The organism is Salinimicrobium sp. TH3, from assembly GCF_026676115.1.
GTDB lineage: Bacteria > Bacteroidota > Bacteroidia > Flavobacteriales > Flavobacteriaceae > Salinimicrobium.
On sequence record NZ_JAPONB010000003.1, the window covers coordinates 34388 to 50629 of the forward strand.

13 protein-coding genes are annotated in these 16242 nt (G+C 41.3%); 7 read left to right on the plus strand and 6 right to left on the minus strand.

Features of this window, described 5'->3' with window-relative positions:
* The first annotated feature begins 103 nt into the window (after positions 1-103).
* Both OU683_RS05900 and hutH read left to right on the plus strand, forming a co-directional pair.
* Positions 104-1633 carry an NAD(P)H-hydrate dehydratase gene (locus OU683_RS05900; RefSeq protein ID WP_268136210.1) on the plus strand — a complete coding sequence of 510 codons (1530 nt, stop codon included), beginning with the start codon at positions 104-106 and terminating at the stop codon, positions 1631-1633.
* On the plus strand, positions 1633-3138 hold the full coding sequence (gene hutH / locus OU683_RS05905) for a histidine ammonia-lyase (protein ID WP_268136212.1): 1506 nt from the start codon (positions 1633-1635) through the stop codon (positions 3136-3138). Before OU683_RS05900 ends, hutH begins: the two co-directional genes overlap by 1 nt.
* Here the strand turns inward: hutH and OU683_RS05910 are convergent.
* Complete coding sequence (locus OU683_RS05910; RefSeq protein WP_268136214.1) at positions 3108-3509, minus strand: hypothetical protein; 402 nt, start codon at positions 3507-3509, stop codon at positions 3108-3110. The two genes, hutH and OU683_RS05910, sit on opposite strands and share 31 nt — an antisense overlap.
* 133 nt (positions 3510-3642) lie before the next feature.
* Positions 3643-5040, minus strand: a complete 1398-nt coding sequence (gene fumC, locus OU683_RS05915; protein WP_268136216.1) for a class II fumarate hydratase — start codon at positions 5038-5040, stop codon at positions 3643-3645.
* Between the two features lie 194 nt (positions 5041-5234).
* Here fumC and OU683_RS05920 point away from each other — a divergent pair, with 194 nt between their 5' ends.
* Entirely contained in the window at positions 5235-5408 is a 174-nt protein-coding gene (locus OU683_RS05920) for a hypothetical protein (protein ID WP_228913349.1), read from the plus strand.
* Positions 5409-5522: 114 nt separating this feature from the next.
* Here the strand turns inward: OU683_RS05920 and OU683_RS05925 are convergent, their stop codons facing one another.
* From OU683_RS05925 to prfB, 3 genes are all read right to left on the minus strand, one after another.
* Positions 5523-8063 (minus strand): TonB-dependent receptor, encoded by a 2541-nt coding sequence (locus tag OU683_RS05925; protein WP_268136219.1) that lies wholly within the window; start codon positions 8061-8063, stop codon positions 5523-5525.
* 187 nt (positions 8064-8250) lie between these two features.
* Complete coding sequence (arsC, locus tag OU683_RS05930) at positions 8251-8595, minus strand: arsenate reductase (glutaredoxin) (protein WP_268136221.1); 345 nt, start codon at positions 8593-8595, stop codon at positions 8251-8253.
* 100 nt (positions 8596-8695) lie between these two features.
* Positions 8696-9794, minus strand: a protein-coding gene (gene prfB, locus OU683_RS05935) for a peptide chain release factor 2 (protein ID WP_268136223.1) whose coding sequence is annotated in 2 segments (ribosomal slippage) — positions 8696-9730 and positions 9732-9794 — 1098 coding nt in all. Because the reading frame shifts where the segments join, the coding sequence is not laid out codon by codon here.
* A gap of 135 nt (positions 9795-9929) precedes the next feature.
* On the opposite strand from prfB, the gene OU683_RS05940 reads away from it, so the two are divergent.
* Positions 9930-10958: a threonine aldolase family protein gene (locus OU683_RS05940; RefSeq protein ID WP_268136225.1), complete on the plus strand. Its 1029-nt coding sequence runs from the start codon at positions 9930-9932 to the stop codon at positions 10956-10958.
* A 110-nt stretch (positions 10959-11068) separates the two neighbouring features.
* Here OU683_RS05940 and OU683_RS05945 read toward each other — a convergent pair whose 3' ends face one another.
* Positions 11069-11398: a YbaB/EbfC family nucleoid-associated protein gene (locus OU683_RS05945; RefSeq protein ID WP_268136227.1), complete on the minus strand. Its 330-nt coding sequence runs from the start codon at positions 11396-11398 to the stop codon at positions 11069-11071.
* 126 nt (positions 11399-11524) lie between these two features.
* Here OU683_RS05945 and OU683_RS05950 point away from each other — a divergent pair, with 126 nt between their 5' ends.
* The 3 genes from OU683_RS05950 to capB all read left to right on the plus strand — a co-directional run bounded on the left by OU683_RS05950 (position 11525) and on the right by capB (position 16168).
* The gene (locus OU683_RS05950) at positions 11525-13594 is read left to right on the plus strand and encodes a S9 family peptidase (protein WP_268136229.1); all 2070 of its coding nucleotides are present in this window, start codon (positions 11525-11527) and stop codon (positions 13592-13594) included.
* Between the two features lie 87 nt (positions 13595-13681).
* Positions 13682-14722 (plus strand): cysteate synthase, encoded by a 1041-nt coding sequence (capA, locus tag OU683_RS05955; protein WP_268136232.1) that lies wholly within the window; start codon positions 13682-13684, stop codon positions 14720-14722.
* Between the two features lie 186 nt (positions 14723-14908).
* Positions 14909-16168, plus strand: a complete 1260-nt coding sequence (capB, locus tag OU683_RS05960; RefSeq protein WP_268136234.1) for a cysteate-C-fatty acyltransferase — start codon at positions 14909-14911, stop codon at positions 16166-16168.
* Positions 16169-16242 lie beyond the last annotated feature (74 nt).

The following is a 16242-nucleotide window of genomic DNA, read 5'->3' on the forward strand; positions in this document are numbered from 1 at the left end:
AAGAATGAGGGTTTAATAAGGAAATTTTCAACAGAAATAGATAAGGCAGGAATAGGGCCAATGGAAATTCTATATTTGTATAACTTTCAAAAAGCAAAGACCAATGAAGATCCTTACCGCCAAACAGATAAAAAAGGCCGATAAGCTCACCATTGAAAAGCAGGGGATATCCTCCACCGAACTCATGGAAAGAGCTGCCAGCCTGGTTTTTGAGGAGATCCACAGGCGATTGGAGGGAGCTCCTATTCCTGTAAAGATCTTTTGCGGAATAGGTAATAATGGAGGGGACGGCCTGGTAGTTGGCCGGCAATTGATAGAAGCAGGTTACGATGTTACCATATATATAGTAAACTACAGCGACCAACGTTCCCAAGACTTTTTGCTGAATTATGACCGGGTAAAGAACCATAGTAAAGAATGGCCCATACTTCTAAAATCTGAAGAAGATTTCCCCGAAATAAAATATGGGGACTTTGTTGTGGATGCCATCTTTGGAGTAGGATTAAACCGTCCACTGCCCGATTGGGTTGCTTCGCTGGTAAGGCACATTAACGGTTCAGGTGCTTTTGTTCTGGCTATTGATATGCCGTCGGGACTTATGGCCGATGCCGCGGTTGAAGACGAGGAGTCGATCATTCGGGCCAGCTATACCATTACCTTTCAGGTGCCAAAAATGGCATTTTACATGCCCAGTACTGCGCCTTTTGTGGGGGACCTTCAAATTCTGGATATTGGCCTGGACACCGACTTTCTTCAGAATGCCCCGGCTGCAGCCCAGTTAATTTCAAAACCTGAAGCCAAAGCACTTTACACTCCCCGTAAAAGGTTTTCCCATAAGGGCACTTACGGCCATGCACTCATTATTGGAGGGAGCTACGGGAAAATAGGCAGCGTTTGTCTTTCTGCAACTGCCGCAATGCGGGCGGGTGCTGGGTTGGTGACTATTTTTGCACCTAAATGCGGGTATGAAATACTCCAAACATCACTTCCTGAAGCTATGGTTTTAACCGACTCTCATAGTGAGATACTTACAAACCTGAAATTTGATCTTGAGCCAGATGTGATAGGATTTGGAATAGGAGTAGGGACTAATGAAGAAACAGTAAAGGCTTTTGAACAATTGCTGAAAAATTACAGGAAACCCATGGTCATAGACGCCGATGGGCTAAACATACTTTCGAAAAATAATAATTTACTTGATCATTTACCCGAAGGAAGTTTGTTGACTCCTCATCCCAAAGAACTGGAGAGATTAATTGGTTCCTGGAAAGATGATTTTGAAAAACTTGAGAAGGTAAAATCCTTTGCCACCAAATATAAGGTCGTGGTGGTTATAAAAGGCACTTTCACATTTACTGTAGCCCCAAATGATTTTTTTATCAACACAACCGGAAATCCCGGGATGGCCACGGCAGGTAGCGGGGATGTTCTAACGGGTATACTTACCGCCCTAATAGGCCAGGGTTATGAGCCTTTACGCGCAGCAGTCCTGGGAGTTTACCTGCATGGGAAGTCGGGCGATCTTGCAGCCGAAAAACTTAGCTATGAGGGAGTAATAGCTGGAGATATTGCTAAAAATACAGGAGCGGCCATTTTTGATCTTTTTGAAAACAAACAAACTAACAATTCCTAATGAGAGATTGTCATTATATAAGTTCTTCTGTTCTTGATATTGAAGAAATAAGAGAGATACTGGAAAAGAAAAAAAATCTTGCTTTAAGTGAGGAGGCTGTTTATCACATCGAGAAGGCGAGAATGTATCTCGACAATAAGATGAAGGAGAATAAAACTCCGATATATGGAATAAATACAGGCTTTGGATCTTTGTGTAATGTGAAGATATCTTCTGAAAATCTTACTAAACTTCAGGAGAACCTGGTAATGTCTCACGCCTGCGGAACAGGGGAAAAAGTCTCAAAACCTATCATAAGATTGATGCTTCTTCTTAAAGTTCAGTCATTGAATTATGGACATTCGGGGGTGTCACTTGAAACAGTTAACAGATTAATAGATTTTTTTAATGAAGATGTGTTGCCGGTCGTATACTCCCAGGGTTCGTTGGGAGCTTCGGGCGATTTGGCTCCGCTAGCGCATTTGTCGCTGCCTTTAATTGGAAAAGGAGAAGTATATCTTGACGGAAAAATAATTCCTTCAGAAGAAATGCTGAAGAAATTCGGTTGGGAACCTATCACGCTTCAATCAAAAGAAGGGCTGGCCCTGCTTAACGGGACCCAGTTCATGAGTGCTCATGGAGTTTATGCGCTTCTTAAAGCTAATAGGCTTTCAATGTGGGCCGATGTTATTGGGGCTCTGTCTGTGGATGCTTTTGATTGTAATATTTCTCCCTTTAATGAGCTGGTACATCTTGTAAGACCACACAGGGGGCAGATAAAAACAGCCGAAAGAATAAGGAAGATCCTGGCCGGTAGTGAGATTGCGGAGCAGGTAAAACAGAATGTGCAGGATCCATATTCTTTTAGGTGTATTCCACAGGTGCATGGTGCGAGTAAGGATACTCTTGATTTCGTTTATAAAAGTTTTAAAACAGAGATCAATTCGGTCACCGATAATCCGAACATTTTTGTCGATGCCGATAAGATCATTTCCGGAGGGAATTTTCACGGGCAACCAATTGCCCTGCCTCTCGATTACCTGGCCATTGCCATGGCAGAGCTGGGGAATATTTCAGAAAGAAGAATTTATCAACTGGTTTCGGGCTTGAGAGGGCCTGCATTCCTGGTGGATACTCCCGGCCTCAACAGCGGATTCATGATTCCGCAGTATACTGCTGCCAGTATTGTTAGCCAGAACAAACAACTTTGCAGCCCTGCAAGTATTGATTCTATTGTGTCTTCGAACGGGCAGGAAGACCACGTAAGTATGGGGGCTAACGCGGCAACAAAAGTTGTGAAGGTAATTGATAATGTTGCGACGGTACTGGCGATAGAACTTTATAATGCATCCCAGGCGCTTTCCTATAGAGGAAAAAATAAAACTTCTCCTGTACTGCAAAAACTTATAGATGATTTCCGAAAGGAAGTTCCATTAGTGAGGGAGGATGTTGTGATGGCACCTTATATCCAAAAAGCCAGAAAATTTCTAAAAGATTACAACCTTACAGAATTTGCAATTGAATAGGAATTAATCAATTCAAACATCCAGGCTGTGGCTTCTTCCAGTGAGCTAAATATCTTAAAGCAGTTCTTGTTTGCGTAAAACTGCTGTTCAAGAAGTGCAGTTTCACGGGTCACTGGATCTTTGGAAACGACGGCTATTGCTTTTAATTGAGGGTTTTCTGCAGATTCTCTATATACCATGGGATTTACGGCGTAAGAGTTTATCCTGTGGGAGATGTATCCAAAAAAGTCATTATTAAAACTATCACGACCAATTTGCAATATTTTCCTGTTTGTCTCCACATCCAGTAGAGCCCCTTCATTCATTTCATTTATAAGTATCCTGTCATGAACCCAGATCACTCCGCAGTTGAGTTCAACTTTTTTTATCATTAGGCGTAGGGAATAAGGATGTGAAAATAGGATTTTTTACCGAAATATGAGGATACTGAAAACAGGATTTTATAAAATAAAATAGGGTCTTAAAATTTAAGTTTTAAGACCCTATTTTTGATATAGTTACAATTTATTTTAAGGAACCGACCATATCCTGAGGTTTCACCCATTCATCAAATTCGTCGGCAGAGACATATCCTAAATTTACTGCCTCCTCTTTTAATGTAGTGCCGTTTTGATGCGCAGTATTTGCGATTTCGGCTGCTTTGTAATACCCTATTTTTGTGTTAAGGGCAGTTACCAGCATGAGGGAATTGTTAAGGAGCTCCTGTATTCTTGGCTTGTTAGGTTCAATTCCTGCAGCACAATGTTCGTCAAAAGATGCACAGGCATCTCCCAGAAGTTGTGCACTTTGAAGAATATTCGCTGCCATTACGGGTTTAAATACATTGAGTTCAAACTGTCCCTGCATACCTCCAACATTAATGGTAACATCGTTTCCTATCACCTGGGCGCAAACCATGGTTAAGGCTTCTACCTGCGTAGGGTTTACTTTACCGGGCATAATCGAGGATCCTGGTTCATTAGCAGGAATAAGGATTTCCCCAATACCACTTCTAGGACCAGATGCCAGCATACGAACATCATTGGCGATTTTATTAAGGGAAACTGCAAGTGTTTTCAAAGCGCCGCTGGTCTCCACAAAAGCGTCATGTGCAGCAAGAGCCTCGAACTTATTTGGTGCAGAAATAAATGGGAGCTCTGTGAACTTTGCAATGAATTCTGCAACACGTTTAGAATAACCTTTAGGAGTATTCAAGCCTGTTCCAACGGCTGTTCCTCCCAAAGCCAGTTCCGAAAGGTGGGGCAGAGTGTTTTCAAGAGCATTTAGACCATGGTCAAGCTGTGATACATAACCGCTGAATTCCTGTCCCAGGGTTAGGGGAGTGGCATCCATGAAATGGGTACGTCCAATTTTAACCACGTCCTTGAATTCTTCCGATTTCTTCTTTAGAGTATTTCGCAGTTTCTTAACTCCGGGAATTGTTGTTTCTACGATTTTCTTGTAAACCGCTATGTGCATCCCTGTAGGGAAAGTATCGTTGGACGATTGGGATTTATTCACATCATCATTGGGAGAAAGTACTTTTTCACCCTCACCAATCCCTTTTCCTGCAATTTGCTGGGCACGATTTGCTATGACCTCGTTTAAGTTCATATTACTTTGAGTCCCACTTCCTGTTTGCCATATCACCAAAGGAAATTGATCATCGTGCTTTCCTTCAAGGATCTCATCGCATACCCTTGCGATGTAATCTCTTTTGTCTACAGTAAGAGCGCCAAGCTCACAGTTGGTAAAAGCTGCCGCTTTTTTGAGGTAGGCAAAGCCATAAATGATCTCCAGAGGCATAGAACCGGGAGCACCAATTTTGAAGTTGTTCCGGGAGCGTTCTGTTTGCGCTCCCCAAAGTTTATCTGAAGGAACTTTCACTTCCCCCATGGTATCTTTTTCTATTCTGTATTCCATGATTGTATTAGGTTTGTTACAAATTTACATTTTCGCCAAAATTTAAGCACTTTAAAAAGAACAAAATTAGAGGGCACAAGAGAAAAAAATCCCACAAAATCTCTGAAGCTCAGTGAACAAAAAATAAAATAAAAACTTTTGTGATTACCTCCCAGAGTTTCTATCTTTGGCAAAGATTCAATAAAATAGCAAACATGTTTGAATTTGATCAATATCTGGGCTTTTTAGCTTTTCTTATTATACTGCTCATCGGGTTTTGGGTAATGTTGTTCTTAACAGCCATAATTCCTTATTGGATTGGAGGAGCAGTTAAAGAAATGCTCGATGAAAGAAAAGAAAAGAAACGCCTGGAAAGAGAAAAAGCTTAAAAAGGACTTCATGTCCTTTTTTTTGTGGCATCCCCCAATTCATATAATGTATATATAAAACTACAAAAGCCGTCATTTCGACGGCTTTTGTAGTTTTATATATATTCAAGGATCCTAAAATTCTCCTTCCCCTCCATTGTCTTCACCATTTCCGGAATCCCGCTCATTACGTCCCTGATCTCTTTTCTGCTGATTAAATCTGTAAGTAAGGGATAGGGTAACACTGCGCTGCCTCCACTGGAATCGACTATCTCTCGTATAGAAGTCGGTGGTAGAAATGGATTCACGTTTTCTAGAGTTCAACAAGTCTCTTACGTTAAGTGATAGAGAAAGGGTTTCATTAAAGAACTCTTTGGCCACGGCCATATCTATCGAAAGCAATCCATCTTGAGTTCCCTGGATATCTTCGGAGGCACCTCTATAGAAAGCATTAGTCTGCCACTGTATTTCGGCCGGTAAGGTAAGTTTAGAACTAAATCGTGCAAACCAGCTGGTGTTCTTAGCACTGTAGAAGTCACCTCTGTATTCTCCTTCTGTGTCGAATTGAAAAAAGTTAATACTTCCGTTAAGCCTTAACCAGTCGGTAGGGTTGTAAAGAGCACCGGCTTCCGCACCAATCCTTGTATTGGTAGCGAAATTAACCGGGATCGTTCTTATAATTAGGATTCCATCTTCTTCAGTGAATTCTCCCGTAGATTCCTCAATTCGCTGGAAGGAATTGGTTTCCCGCTGGTAATAGACAGAGGAAGTAAGCGTTAGTTTTTCATCCCATCTCTTCAGATAACCTACATCGAAAGCATTTGAAAAAGCCGGTTCAAGATTTGGATTTCCCTGGAAAATATTAATTCTGCTTGATCTCGAAGGGAATGGGTTCATATACCAACCACGCGGCCTGTTGATCCTTCTGTTGTAACCTATGGTTATATTTTCTCTTTCATCAATTTCATAAATTATATTCACAGTTGGAAAGAGTCCGAGATAATTGTTGTCAAAATCTGTATCAATCGGGATACCATAAGCATCCTGTAGTTCAGCTTCAGTTAATTCTGACTCAATTTTACCTTTTAGCTGAGTATTTTCCAGCCTTAGTCCCAGGAGGAAAGAGAAATCTCCGATCTTCGTTCCATATTGAGAGTATAAGGAAAGAACATTTTCATTATATGTGAAGTCATTCGAAAGAGTATCATTAATTACGAAATTCCTCGTCATAGGATCTCCCAGTTCCAAAACGTACTCTGTTAATTCCTCTTCAAAATTCCCACGGAAACCCGCTTCGAATTGAGATTCTTCCCCAATGGGAAGTACATAATCTGCCTGAACCAGGTATTCCTCTTGCGTCTCTTCAGTAACTGCTTCCTCGTCAAAGAAATCTGGCTCATCGGGCAGCTCGTTCAAGAGCAATTCCTCATTCACAACACTGGTCTGAGTTTCCGCATCGTTTTCATATTGAAGATCTGCCGTGAGTTGATGCCCGCTATTGTTGAATTTATTGATGTAGTTAATCGAAAATTGATAACTGTTATCTTCTTCCATTTCAGCTTCGACCCGCTCAGTTCTGCGCACCAGGCTTCCCCTGTTGTCGGGATCTGATGTATCAAATCTTCGGCTCATATTTGTAGTGAGATCTTCATCTTCTCCATACCTCAAAAAAGCTGTGGCAGTAATAGAAGACATATCTGTAATATAATATTCAACTCCAAAGTTAGTGTTGAAATTCCTGTTTAACCGCTGCATATCCCTGTTCTCAATGAGTCGATATGGATCTGCTTCGTTTCTTGCAAAATAATAAGTGTCGGAAAAAGCATTACCGGGAGCATCAAAATATCTGAATCCTGTAGTATTAAAAAAGTTGAATTTATCGGTTCTAAGATTCACATTGGCCGAAAGTCCCAACTGGTCGGGGTGTCCTGCCTGGGCTGAAACAGATCCATTAAAGCCAAGGGTCTTTTCTTTTTTCAAAATGATATTTAAAATACCTGCCGTACCTTCTGCATCATATCTTGCTGAAGGGGAGGTAATCACTTCAACCCTTTCAATAGCATCTGCAGGCAGTTGTGAAAGAACATCTGTATTTCCAAACCCGGCCATGGCCGAAGGTTTTCCATTAATAAGGATGCGAACATTTTCATTTCCCCTCAGGCTAATGCCGCCTTCGATGTCAACAGAGACAGACGGTACATTGTTAAGTGCATCGGCCACTGTACCTCCTGCAGTGGTAAGGTCTTTTCCTATATTGTATATTTTTTTATCGAGCCGAATTTCCACCTGGGTTGTTTCTGCTGTTACAATTACTTCTTCCAGTTCTCCCGCGGCCATTCCCAATACAATCCGGCCCATTTGTATATCTGAATTGATTTCACGGGCCGAAAATTTCTTTGGACTAAAACCTATAAATTCTGCAGTGATAACATAATTTCCTTCCGGTACTTCAATAGCAAAATTTCCCTGTGCATCTGTAATCCCTCCCGTGAGTTTATTAGGGTCATTGGTGCTTTGAAAAGATATTGTGGCGTATTCGAGGGGAGTTCCCTGCTCATCGGTCACTTTTCCCGAAACCTCGTACTGGGAGTCTTGTGCAAAGGCTGAAAAAGAAAGAAGAAAAAAGAAGGAAAAAAATAAGGCACTGAAGCGGTGCCGGGTTATGCTCGCAATCATATTTGGTTTTTAATCTTGGACAGCTAAAAATCAAAATGGTTTAATTTTTTCTCTAAAAAAATAAACATTTTTTATAAGCCGCTGATTAAAAAGCGGTTAAGGTGTAGGTGCTAAAAGAAAAATATAGGTGCCTAAAAATTTAACTTCTGCAGGAAATTATTTCTTCTGCTCAACCGTAATTTGTTTTTTAAGCAATAAGATCTTCAATATTGGAGGCCGGTCGTCCAACTACGGCTTTGGTGTTGGTTTCTACCACCGGGCGCTGAATAAGTTTAGGATGTTCAGCCATTATCCTTATCAATTCTTTATCGCTGAGGTCCCGGTCCCGATAATTTTCTTTCCAGATCTTTTCTTCAGTCCGTACAAGTTCAATAGGAGCCATGTTTAATTTCTGAAGAAGATCTGTAATTTCTTTTTCATTAAGTGGTTCCTTCAGGTATTCTCTAATCTCAAAATCCTTTCCAGATTCCTTCAGGATTTCCAGCCCTTCCCTGGACTTTCTACATCTGGCGTTGTGGTAAATTGTAATCATGTTTAATAGATATTAGATGTTAGATTTTAGATGTTAGACCTGAGATAGTTGACTTTGTTGTTGGATGAAAGGATTTTTTTATCTCAAATCTCAAATCTTGTTACTCTTCGACTTTTTGTCCCATCATCATGAGATAGGCTTTAAGGAACCGGTTGATATCTCCATCCATCACCGAATCTACATTTCCTGTTTCTTCACCGGTTCGCACATCCTTCACCAGTTTATATGGGTGCATCACGTAATTTCTAATCTGCGATCCCCATTCAATTTTCATCTTTGAATCCTCAATCTCCCTTCGCTGTGCCTGTTGCTTCTGAAGTTCGATTTCATAAAGCTGACTCTTAAGTAACTGCATCGCCTTTGTCTTGTTATCCAATTGAGACCTGGTTTCAGAATTTTCTACCACAATTCCAGATGGGGCATGGCGAAGCCTCACGGCGGTTTCAACCTTGTTCACATTTTGTCCTCCCGCACCCGAAGATCTCATGGTTTCCCAGGAAATATCTGCAGGATTGATGTCAATTTCGATAGTGTCATCGGCTAAAGGATATACATAGACGCTGGCAAAGGAAGTGTGTCTTTTGGCATTACTGTCAAAGGGAGAGATTCTCACCAGGCGGTGTACCCCGTTTTCCCCTTTTAGCCAGCCAAAGGCAAATTCTCCTTCTATTTCAATGGTGACGGTTTTTATACCGGCAACTTCCCCGGCCTGGTAATTAAGTTCACGTACAGAGTAGCCGCGATCTTCGGCCCAGCGCAGGTACATTCGCATAAGCATTTCTGCCCAGTCGCAACTCTCGGTGCCACCGGCACCGGCAGTTACCTGGAGAACCGCACTCAAATTATCTCCTTCTTCCGAAAGCATGTTTTTAAATTCCAGGTCCTCAATTAGAGTTTTGGATTTCTCATGCCTTTCCTCGACGTCTTCGGCGGTGGCTTCCCCTTCTTTGTAGAATTCAAAAATTACTTCGAGGTCATCCACAAGAGTGACCGCCTCTTCATAGTCATCAACCCATTTTTTTTGGGAATTGAGTTCTTTCAGAAGAAGTTCAGCCTTTTTTGGATCGTTCCAGAAATCGGGTGCCAGGGTTTTTTCCTGGAGATTGGATATCTCTATTTTTTTGGCATCAACGTCAAAGATACCTCCTTAACGCAACCAGGCGATCTTTGAGATCTTTAATAGTATCTATAGTAAGCATACTTGAATTTTGAACAAAAATAGAATTTATGAGGGTTCCCGGAAACTATTTTACAATTATTTTATAGTTTTATACGCCTTCAAAAATGCCGGTTTCCAACTTTTTTTCTGAAGGTTGAACGTTTAAAATTGAATCATGAAAGAAATAGATCTTAGAAGTGACACAGTCACTAAACCTACTGAAGGTATGATGCAGGCTATTATCCACGCCCAGGTAGGGGATGATGTTTATAAAGAAGATCCCACAGTAAATAAGCTGGAAAGAAAACTGGCCGACATGTTTGGAATGGATGAAGCGCTTTTTTTTCCTACCGGGAGTATGGCAAACCAGGCGGCCATTAAGCTGCACACCCAACCTGCCGATCAATTGATTTGTGATAAATGGGCTCATGTCTACAATTATGAAGGAGGTGGGGCTTCCTTTAACAGCGGAGTTTCCTGCAAATTAGTAGACGGGGACCGGGGTATGATCACGGCCGCCCAGGTGGAGGAAAATATCAATCCTCCCGATTTTTATCACAGTCCGCTTACTACGCTCGTTTGTCTGGAAAACACAACAAATAAGGGTGGCGGAGCTTGTTATGACTTTGAAGAGATAAAAAGGATTAGAAAGGTTTGTGATGAGCATAATCTTGGTTTCCACCTGGATGGAGCGCGGCTTTTTAATGCTCTTGTTGCCAAAAAAGAAGATCCTAAGGAATACGGGAAGGTATTTGATACAGTGTCTGTCTGTCTATCCAAGGGGCTTGGCACCCCAATGGGAACTGTGCTTATCGGGAACAAAAAAGTTATGAGAAATGCCATGCGGGTGAGAAAAGTTCTCGGGGGCGGAATGCGCCAGATAGGTTTTATGGCCGCTGCGGGAATTTATGCTCTTGATAACCATGTGGAGCGTTTAGCCGAAGATCACAATAGAGCTTCAGAAATTGGCAGGACCCTAAAAGAGCAAAGTTATATTGGGGAAGTAGAGCCTGTTGAAACCAATATTGTCATTTTTTATTTAAAAAATCCTTCAGATGAAGCTGCTTTCATGAAAGCTCTTCAGCAGGAGAATATAAGGATTAGCAATATGGGGCAGGGAAAACTGAGAGTAGTGACCCATTTGGATTATTCAGAAGAAATGCATAGAAGATTTCTGGAGGTATTGAAAGGAATTGAATTGTAAAAAAAATACCCTCCAAAAATGTCATTTTTGAAGGGTATTTTTCAGAATGTTGTCTTTAGACGTCAGAATTTTAAAAAGTTATCTTAAATCTCACGTCTGAAATCTAAGATCTACTGACCGAGCATATCATTCATTCCGGGAATATCGGGCATACCTTCTTTTGCAACGGCTGCAAGTTCGGCTTCATTTACCTCGGTAGCACGGGCAACGGCTTTATTAATGGTTAGAACCAGGTAATCTTCCAGCTGTTCTTTATCTTCAAGAAGTTTATCGGCAATTTCAATGTTCTTGATCTCACGGCTTGCGGTAATTGTTACTTTAAGAAGTCCGTCGGCAGACTGCTCATCAAGCATTACGGTTTTTAACCTTTCTTTAGTTTCTTCAACTTTTTTCTGGGTCTCTTTGATCTTATTCATCATGCCCATCATATCTCCAAACATAGTGTCATTTTTATGGTTGTAACAAAATTACCTAAAAAGGTCATATAAGAGAACTTATAGATACAGTTTTAAGTTTTCTTTATTAGAAATCGTAACTTTGCAGCCGGTAAAATTAAGATGGGAAAAATGAAAGTTGCTGCAAAAGAAATAATTGCTCCGCGGATCAAAAAAGTTCCGGTAAAGCTTGAAAAACATGGAGATGTGCGTACAGATGACTACTTCTGGCTGCGCGAACGTGACAACCCCGAAGTTCTGGATTACCTAACCCGGGAGAATATTTATAATGATGAAATGACAGCTCATACCAGGGAGCTGCAGGAAAACCTTTTTCAGGAGGTAAAGAAGAGGATAAAAGAGGATGACTCCTCTGTTCCATATAAATTGAATGGCTACTGGTATATCACGCGTTTCGAAAAAGGAAAAGATTATCCTATTTATTCACGTAAAAAAGAAACGCTTGATGCCCCCGAAGAAATACTCTTTGATGTTAATGAAATGGCCAAAGGTCACGATTATTACAGGTTGACCGGGTTAAGTGTAAGCCCTAATAATAAATTGATCTCCTATGCGGTGGATACAGTAAGCCGAAGGAAATATACAATCTTTATAAAAAACCTGGAGACAGGGGAAATATATCCCGAAAAGATACACAATACTACCGGTGGCGCTACATGGGCAAATGATAACAAAACACTTTTTTATGCCCGGAAGGATGAAGAAACCCTGCGCAGTAACAAAATTTTTAAACATCATTTTGGAACAAAAGCTAAAGATGATGAGCTTGTTTTCTTCGAGGAAGATGAAACCTTCCACACCTATGTCTACAAATCAAAATCTCATCGCTACATAATAATTGGATCTGATAGTACCTTGACTTCGGAATTTCGCTTTATTGCTGCCGATGATCCCGATGGGGAAGTGCAGATTGTTCAGCCAAGAATGAGAGGGGTGGAATATAGTATCGCCCACTACAGGGATTGTTTTTATATCCTTACCAATTTGGATGGGGCTACCAACTTTAAATTAATGAAAGCTCCTGTTCATAATCCGGGAATGGAGAACTGGCAAGAGGTGATACCACACCGGGAAGATGTGCTCCTGGAGGATATAGACCTGTTTAGGGAATACCTGGTAGTTAGTGAAAGAAGTGAAGGATTGAATAAGATCCATATTCGTAGGTGGGATGGCACAGATTCTTACTTTTTGCCGTTCGACAACGAAACTTATACCGCGCTCACCGGTATCAACCCCGACTTCGATACAGAGACCCTTAGATACATGTACAATTCTTTGACAACGCCTACACAGGTCGTTGATTTCAATATGCGCACCAAAGAAAAAGATGTCAAAAAGGAACTGGAGGTCCTGGGAGGGAAGTTTAAAAAAGAGAATTATGTTTCCGATCGTATTTGGGCAACTGCCCAGGATGGGACTAAGATCCCGATGAGCCTGGTGTACCGAAAGGATCTTAAAAAAGACGGAACAAATCCTGTTTTACAATATGCTTATGGATCTTACGGGTCTACCATTGACCCGTATTTCTCCAATGTTCGTTTGAGTCTTCTGGATCGCGGTTTTATCTTTGTCATAGCTCATGTTAGAGGTGGTGAATATCTGGGCCGGCAGTGGTATGATGACGGTAAACTTTTGAAAAAGAAGAACACCTTTACAGATTTTATAGATTGTACCAGGCACCTGCTCAATGAGAATTATACTTCCAGTGAACATATGTACGCAAGTGGAGGCTCTGCCGGTGGATTGTTAATGGGAGCAATAGCCAACATGGCTCCGCAGCTATATAAAGGAATTATAGCGTCAGTTCCATTTGTAGATGTTGTAACGACAATGCTGGATGAAACCATTCCATTGACTACCGGGGAGTATGATGAATGGGGAAATCCAAATGATCCTGAGTTCTATTTCTATATGAAATCCTACTCGCCTTATGACAATGTCACTGCGCAGGAGTATCCACACATGCTGGTTACCACAGGATTACATGATTCGCAGGTGCAGTACTGGGAGCCGGCGAAGTGGGTGGCGAAATTGAGGGAGTTAAAGACAGATTCGAATAAACTACTTTTTCATACTAATATGGAGGCGGGCCATGGAGGAGCATCAGGGCGATTTGAGGCTTTGAGAGAAGTAGCCGAAGAGTATGCATTTCTCCTCGATTTAGAGGGAATCCACGAATAATTAAAATATTTGACTTAAATTTGCTTCGTTTGTGATCGCATTCGGAATAAAATCTCTGAATGCGATTATTGTAAATAACTTCAATTTATGAGAGAAGATTTACAGGTTTTCGATAATGTATTACAACTAATTGGTAATACCCCTTTAATTCACTTAAATCGTATTACTCAGGATCTTAAAGGACATTATTTCGCAAAAGTGGAAGCCTTTAATCCCGGGCACTCCACCAAAGATAGAATCGCATTACATATTATAGAAGAAGCCGAAAGAAAAGGAATTCTTAAACCGGGAGATACAATTATTGAGACTACCTCGGGGAATACCGGCTTTAGTATTGCCATGGTTAGCGTTATAAAAGGTTACGAGTGCATCCTTGCGGTGAGCTCAAAATCTTCCAGAGACAAGATCGATATGCTACGTTCTATGGGTGCAAAGGTCTATGTATGTCCTGCTAATGTGACTGCCGATGATCCCAGGTCTTATTACCAGGTTGCAAAAAGAATGCATGACGAGATCAAAGGATCGGTTTATATCAATCAATATTTTAATGAGCTTAATATAGAAGCTCATTACCGTTCTACCGGGCCCGAGATATGGAAACAGACCGAAGGAAAGATCACGCATCTGGTAGCCTGCAGCGGTACCGGGGGAACAATCTCGGGAACTGCAAGATTCCTAAAGGAACAAAATCCCAACATCAGGATCCTTGGAATTGACGCCTATGGTTCTGTTCTCAAGAAATATCATGAAACCAAAGAATTCGATGCTGCAGAGATCTATCCTTATCGCATTGAAGGATTAGGGAAAAATCTTATTCCAACAGCTACAGATTTCGAGAGCATAGACAAATTCGTGAAGGTAAGTGATGAAGACAGCGCACATGCTGCACGTGAGCTTGCCCGTACCGAAGGACTTTTTGTTGGTTACACCAGTGGTGCTGCTTTACAGGGAGTGCGACAACTGGCCGAAGAAGGTGAATTCAACGACGATAGCAATATTGTGATAATTTTCCCCGATCATGGTTCCCGTTACATGAGCAAAGTCTTTAGTGATGACTGGATGAATGAGCAGGGGTTCTTCGACAGCAAGAACGAAAAGGCAGAGAATCAAATAGAATTTATAAAGTAACAGCAGGAGGCCTTTACCGGGCTGCTTTATTGATTCCTTTCAAACAATTTAGGTTTAAATAGCGACAGGGAGCAGCTGCTCTTAAGAATAAAGCTGAAAAGTGCATGTTTTTCAATGCAGTTGACCGGCCATGATTCTGCAGTTGCTATTTATTTGTTACTTTTGTTGAAGTGAAAAATATATAAAATGGCAGATTTATTCGATAAAATATATAAGGACAAAGGGCCTTTAGGCAAGTGGAGTGAAGTAGCTGAAGGTTATTTTGTTTTTCCTAAACTGGAAGGTCCCATTTCCAATCGTATGAAATTCCGCGGGCAGGATGTAATTACCTGGAGTGTCAACGATTACCTGGGTCTTGCAAACCATCCCGAAGTGCGCAAAGTAGATGCTGAAGCCGCTGCAGAATGGGGCTCTGCCTATCCAATGGGCGCCAGGATGATGAGTGGTCACACCTCTCTACATGAAAAATTGCAGGAGGAACTCGCTTCTTTTGTGAGCAAGGAGGCTGCATACTTACTTAATTTTGGTTACCAGGGAATGGTTTCTACCATTGATGCCCTAGTTTCTAAAAAAGACGTTATTGTTTATGACGTGGATGCTCATGCATGTATTATTGACGGGGTGCGCCTGCACTTAGGTCAGCGCTTTACTTACAAGCATAATGATATGGAGAGCATCGAAAAGAACCTCCAGCGTGCCGAGAAGATCGCAGAGCAAACCGGTGGCGGAATCCTTGTAATTTCTGAAGGTGTTTTTGGAATGAGGGGAGAGCAGGGAAAACTTAAAGAAATCGTTGCTCTTAAAGAAAAATATAATTTCAGGTTACTTGTAGATGATGCTCACGGCTTTGGTACTCTTGGTAAAACAGGAGCAGGAGCAGGTGAGGAGCAGGGAGTGCAGGATCAAATCGATGTTTATTTTGCAACCTTTGCAAAATCTCTTGCCAGTACCGGGGCTTTTATCGCAGGAGACCAGGAAATCATGGATTATCTTAAGTACAATCTTCGTTCTCAAATGTTTGCCAAGTCCCTGCAAATGCAGCTGGTAATTGGCGCTCTTAAACGTCTTGAGATGCTTAGAACAATGCCCGAACTAAAAGAAAAGCTTTGGGAGAATGTGAATGCTCTTCAAAACGGCTTAAAAGACAGTGGCTTTGATATAGGAACAACTCAAAGTTGTGTGACTCCGGTTTATCTCAAGGGAAGTATTCCTGAAGCTATGGCCCTGGTCAACGACCTTAGGGAAAATCACGGGATCTTCTGTTCTATCGTAGTTTATCCGGTTATTCCTAAAGGAATGATACTTTTAAGATTAATTCCAACAGCTACTCATACCTTAGAGGATGTGGAAATTACTTTGACTGCTTTTTCAGCAATTCGTGAGCGCCTGGAAAATGGTACTTACAGAAGGCTTTCCGCAGGAGTTGCTGAGGCAATGGAAAAATAGTCTTTTTAAAAATATAACTTATAAATCCCCTTTTTAAAAGGGGATTTTTTGTTCCGCTGCGTATTAACTTTTAT

Coding starts and splice junctions, on each gene's coding strand:
- OU683_RS05950 (WP_268136229.1), top strand. CDS start 11,525: ATGAAAGTTGCTGCAAAAGAAATAATTGCTCCGCGGATCAAAAAAGTT.
- OU683_RS05940 (WP_268136225.1), top strand. CDS start 9,930: ATGAAAGAAATAGATCTTAGAAGTGACACAGTCACTAAACCTACTGAA.
- OU683_RS05900 (WP_268136210.1), top strand. CDS start 104: ATGAAGATCCTTACCGCCAAACAGATAAAAAAGGCCGATAAGCTCACC.
- OU683_RS05920 (WP_228913349.1), top strand. CDS start 5,235: ATGTTTGAATTTGATCAATATCTGGGCTTTTTAGCTTTTCTTATTATA.
- capA (WP_268136232.1), top strand. CDS start 13,682: ATGAGAGAAGATTTACAGGTTTTCGATAATGTATTACAACTAATTGGT.
- fumC (WP_268136216.1), bottom strand. CDS start 5,040: ATGGAATACAGAATAGAAAAAGATACCATGGGGGAAGTGAAAGTTCCT.
- OU683_RS05945 (WP_268136227.1), bottom strand. CDS start 11,398: ATGTTTGGAGATATGATGGGCATGATGAATAAGATCAAAGAGACCCAG.
- OU683_RS05925 (WP_268136219.1), bottom strand. CDS start 8,063: ATGATTGCGAGCATAACCCGGCACCGCTTCAGTGCCTTATTTTTTTCC.
- hutH (WP_268136212.1), top strand. CDS start 1,633: ATGAGAGATTGTCATTATATAAGTTCTTCTGTTCTTGATATTGAAGAA.
- capB (WP_268136234.1), top strand. CDS start 14,909: ATGGCAGATTTATTCGATAAAATATATAAGGACAAAGGGCCTTTAGGC.
- OU683_RS05910 (WP_268136214.1), bottom strand. CDS start 3,509: ATGATAAAAAAAGTTGAACTCAACTGCGGAGTGATCTGGGTTCATGAC.
- arsC (WP_268136221.1), bottom strand. CDS start 8,595: ATGATTACAATTTACCACAACGCCAGATGTAGAAAGTCCAGGGAAGGG.